The following is a 4,779-nucleotide window of genomic DNA, read 5'->3' as shown; positions in this document are numbered from 1 at the left end:
GAGAGACAATTTATCTTTCAATGATCTCATCTAAGACACTTGGTGATAGAGTTGATAAGTTTACAGAAGAAAATGGGGGATATTGATGGATATTAAGGACAGAGGTAATTACGAAGCAGAACATATACAGGTACTAGAAGGACTGGAAGCGGTTCGAAAAAGACCGGGGATGTACATTGGTTCTACAAGTATAGAAGGGCTGCATCATTTAGTCTATGAGGTAGTTGATAATAGTATTGATGAAGCTATGGCTGGCTATTGTACAGAAATCTCAGTTGAAATCAAGCCCGGCAATGTAATTAAAGTTCAGGATGACGGCCGGGGAATCCCAGTTGAAATCCACCCTAAAGTTGATAAACCTGCGGTAGAGGTAGTAATGACAACACTTCATGCAGGTGGTAAATTTGGTGGAGAGGGATATAAAGTTTCAGGTGGATTACACGGAGTAGGTGTTTCAGTTGTAAATGCACTCACTGAGTGGATGGAAGTTGAGATTGCCTGGAAAGATGGTAAGGTTTATAAGCAGAAATACGAGAGAGGTATTCCTCAGCATGAGCTGCAGGTAGTAGGAAGCTGTGACAGTGATTGTACTGGAACTACAATTGAATTCAAACCTGATCCTCTGATTTTTGAGGAGATAGATTTTGATTTTAGAGTCTTGTCTCAGCGCTTAAAAGAGTTAGCATTTTTAAATAAAGGAACAACTATCAAGATTACTGATACCCGCAAGGAAGAATTAGAAGAAGAAGAATTTCATTTTGATGGTGGCTTAGTTTCTTTTGTTGAATATTTAACTCAAAGCAAAAAACCAATACTTTCTGAACCAATTTACATAGAAGATGAAGGTGAAGAAGGTGCAATTGAGGTTGCAATTATGTACCACCAGGGATATAATACCTCACTTTATACCTTTGCCAATAATATCAATACCAAAGAGGGTGGAACTCACCTGAGTGGTTTTAAATCAGCTACTACCCGTACTTTTAATGATTATGCCCGCAGCAAAAATATTTTAAAAGATGGGGATGACAACCTCAAAGGTGAAGATATTAGAGAAGGTATGATTGCCATAATTAGTGTTAAATTATCTGAGCCCCAGTTTGAAGGCCAGACTAAAACCAAGCTCGGCAACAGTGAGATGCGGGGTTTTGTTGATTCTGCCGTTTCTTCATTTTTGAAAACATATTTAGAAGAAAATCCTAAAGTAGGTAAGGCAATTATTGATAAGGCGATCAGTGCTGCTCAGGCAAGGAAAGCTGCCCGTAAGGCCAGAGATTTAACCAGAAGAAAAAGTGCCCTAACATCTACAGCCCTACCGGGAAAACTTGCAGACTGTTCCAAACGTAAGGCTGATGACACAGAAGTATATATTGTTGAGGGTGACTCTGCCGGTGGTTCTGCTAAACAGGGCCGGGACAGAGAATTTCAGGCTATCTTGCCGCTTAAAGGTAAAATTTTAAATGTAGAAAAATCACGATTAAATAAAATTTTAAATAATGATGAAATAAGAGCTCTGATTACTGCTATTGGAACAGGGGTAGGAGAAGAGTTTGATCTAAATAATATTCGTTATGATCGAATTATTATTATGACTGATGCCGATGTGGATGGTGCTCATATTAGAACTTTACTTTTAACTTTCTTTTATCGGTATATGCGCCCTTTATTAGAAAATGGAAATATCTATATTGCACAACCACCTTTATATAAGGTCAAAAAGGGTAGAAGAGAAGAATACGTTTACAATGATAAAGCACTTAAGGAGCTGCTTGAGGAAATAGGAAAAGACAGAGTTTCCATGCAGAGATATAAGGGTCTGGGTGAGATGAATCCCTCTCAGCTCTGGGATACTACTATGGATCCAGATAATAGAATTTTACTCCAGGTAGATATAGAAGATGCAATTATGGCTGATGAGACCTTCTCTATTTTAATGGGGGACAAGGTTGCTCCAAGACGTGAATTTATTCAAAAACATGCCCGAGAAGTTAAAAATCTTGATGTATAAATTTATTATAAGATAAAGGTTGGTGAAATATTTTGGATCAAAAAGCAGCAAGAGTTAAAAAAATTGACATAGATAAAGAAATGAGAACTTCCTATCTTGATTATTCAATGAGTGTAATTGTAGGAAGAGCTCTACCGGATGTTAGAGATGGTTTAAAGCCGGTCCACAGAAGAATTTTATATGCCTTAAATGACCTGGGGATGACCCATACCAAACCCCATAAAAAATCTGCTCGTATAGTCGGGGAAGTACTGGGTAAGTATCATCCTCATGGAGATACAGCAGTTTATGATACGATGGTTAGGATGGCTCAGGATTTTTCTTACCGCTATATGCTGGTAGATGGTCACGGTAACTTTGGTTCGATTGACGGTGATAGTGCAGCGGCTATGCGTTATACAGAGGCCAGAATGGCTCCTATTGCTTCTGAGATGATGACTGATATCAATAAAGAGACAGTTGATTTTATAACGAACTTTGATGATTCTTTAGAAGAACCGGAAGTATTACCAGCTAGATTTCCTAATTTATTAGTTAATGGTACTTCAGGAATTGCAGTTGGAATGTCAACCAGTATTCCACCTCATAATTTAGGTGAAGTAATTGATGGAGTAATTAAATTGATCAATAATCCAGAAATTACAACCAAGGAATTAATGGGAACTATTAAGGGTCCTGACTTTCCTACAGGTGGCCAGATTATGGGCCGAGGAAGCATCTATAAGGCCTATAAAAATGGGCGCGGTAAATTAACTGTGAGAGCTAAAACCAGAGTTGAAGATTTATCTGTAAATAGAAAGCAGATCATTGTTGATGAACTGCCCTATCAGGTAAATAAGGCTCGTTTAATCAAAAGAATTGCTGAGCTGGTTAAGGATGAAAAACTTGATGCAATTTCTGATATTAGGGATGAATCAGATCGCGATGGAATGAGAATAGTAATTGAATTAAAAAGAGAAGCTACTCCCAAAGTAGTTTTAAATCAGCTATATAAGCATTCCAGACTTCAGGTTACCTTCAGTGTGATAATGATAGCTCTGGTAGATAAAGAGCCAAAGGTTTTATCCTTAAAACAAATTTTAGAACATTACTTAGAACATCAAAAAGAGGTTATTAGACGCCGAACTCAGTATGATCTGGATAAAGCTTTAGATAGAGCTCATATTCTAGAAGGTTACAGGATTGCCCTGGCTAATATTGATGAAATAGTGGAAATGATTAAAAATGCTGATGAAGTTGATACAGCCAGAATTAAATTAATGGAGAACTATGATCTTTCTGAGACTCAGGCCAATGCTATTTTAAGAATGAGACTGCAGAGCCTGACCGGATTAGAAAGAGATAAGATAGAGACGGAATATAAGGATTTACAGGAAAAAATAACATATTATAGATCTGTTTTAGCAGATGAAGGAAAATTATTAGAAATTATTAAAGAAGAAATTTTAGCAATTAAAGATAAATATAATGATGAGCGCCGAACTGCAATTATGAATAGAGCTACAGACCTTGAGTTAGAGGACCTAATTGAGGAAGAACAGATTGTGGTTACTATGACCAATCAGGGATATATTAAGAGGATGCCGCTTGATTTATACCGTAGTCAGCGCCGGGGTGGTAAAGGAGTAATAGGAATTAGCACCAAAGAAGAGGATTTTGTGGAGAATATCTTTACAACCACCACTCATTATAAATTCTTATTCTTTACCAACCAGGGGAGAGTTTACAGATTAAAGGGGTATCAGATACCGGAAACAGGTCGTCAGGCCAGAGGTACTGCTATTGTTAACCTGCTTGAATTAGAGGCAGAAGAAAAGATTAATGCAGTTATCCCGGTTAAAGAGTTCCCGGAAGATGCCTATTTAATTATGGCTACCAAAAATGGTCTCATTAAAAAAACATCATTAGATGAGTATGACACAAACTATACTGGCTTAATTGCTGTTAATTTAAGAGAAAATGATGAATTAATAGGTGTTAGAATTATTGAAGAAAAAGAAAATATATTTTTAATTACTAAAAAAGCTAAAGCTATTCATTTTAGTGAGAAGGATGTTCGTGCTGTAGGTAGAAATTCTTATGGAGTAAAGGGAATTAATTTAGCAGAAGATGATCAGGTAATTGATATGGGAATAGATTCTGCAGGAGAAGAACTGCTGGTAATTACTGAAAATGGTTATGGTAAGCGGACTCCAATTTCTGATTATAGAATTCAAAATAGAGCCGGTAAAGGTATAATTACCGCCAATATTACTGAGAAGAATGGTAAGCTTGCTGCAGCCAGAATTGTTGACGACAGCCTGGAAATGATGGTTATAACTCAGGATGGTATTATTATTAGAGTTCCAGCAGCTGAAATATCAACTACTGGTAGAAATACAATGGGTGTTAAAATAATTAATGTTGGCGAAGATGATAAAGTTGTATCTTTAGCTAGAATTAATGATGATATTTTAGAAGATGAAGCTGAAGATAAGGAAGAAAAAGAAAAATTAAGCCCGGAAGAAATTGCAGAAGCTCGTTTTGACAGGATTGTTGAAAAAATAGACAGAGAAGCAGAGGAAGCTCAAGCTGCAGAAGAGGCTGAACTTGAAGCTGAGGAAGAAATTGAAACAGATAATACAGATACAGAAGAATAATTACTAATATGATAAGTTAACTCCACAGAGATCAAAATTCTGTGGAGTTTTTTTCAAATGTAATCAATTTTACTTTATATAACTATGAATTAACATAAAATGAATACAGATAAGTAAAGTTGAGTAAATAAC

2 protein-coding genes are annotated in these 4,779 nt (G+C 36.4%); both read left to right on the top strand.

The genetic code is table 11. The features are described 5' to 3' along the window. Positions 1–85 precede the first annotated feature (85 nt). Complete coding sequence (gene gyrB / locus CI949_RS17000; protein ID WP_290768541.1) at positions 86–2,008, top strand: DNA topoisomerase (ATP-hydrolyzing) subunit B; 1,923 nt, start codon at positions 86–88, stop codon at positions 2,006–2,008. A gap of 32 nt (positions 2,009–2,040) precedes the next feature. Further along, positions 2,041–4,647, top strand: a complete 2,607-nt coding sequence (gene gyrA / locus CI949_RS16995) for a DNA gyrase subunit A (protein ID WP_290768538.1) — start codon at positions 2,041–2,043, stop codon at positions 4,645–4,647. Positions 4,648–4,779: the final 132 nt, after the last annotated feature.

Source organism: Halanaerobium sp. (assembly GCF_003070835.1).
This window is presented reverse-complemented; position numbering and strand designations above follow the sequence as displayed.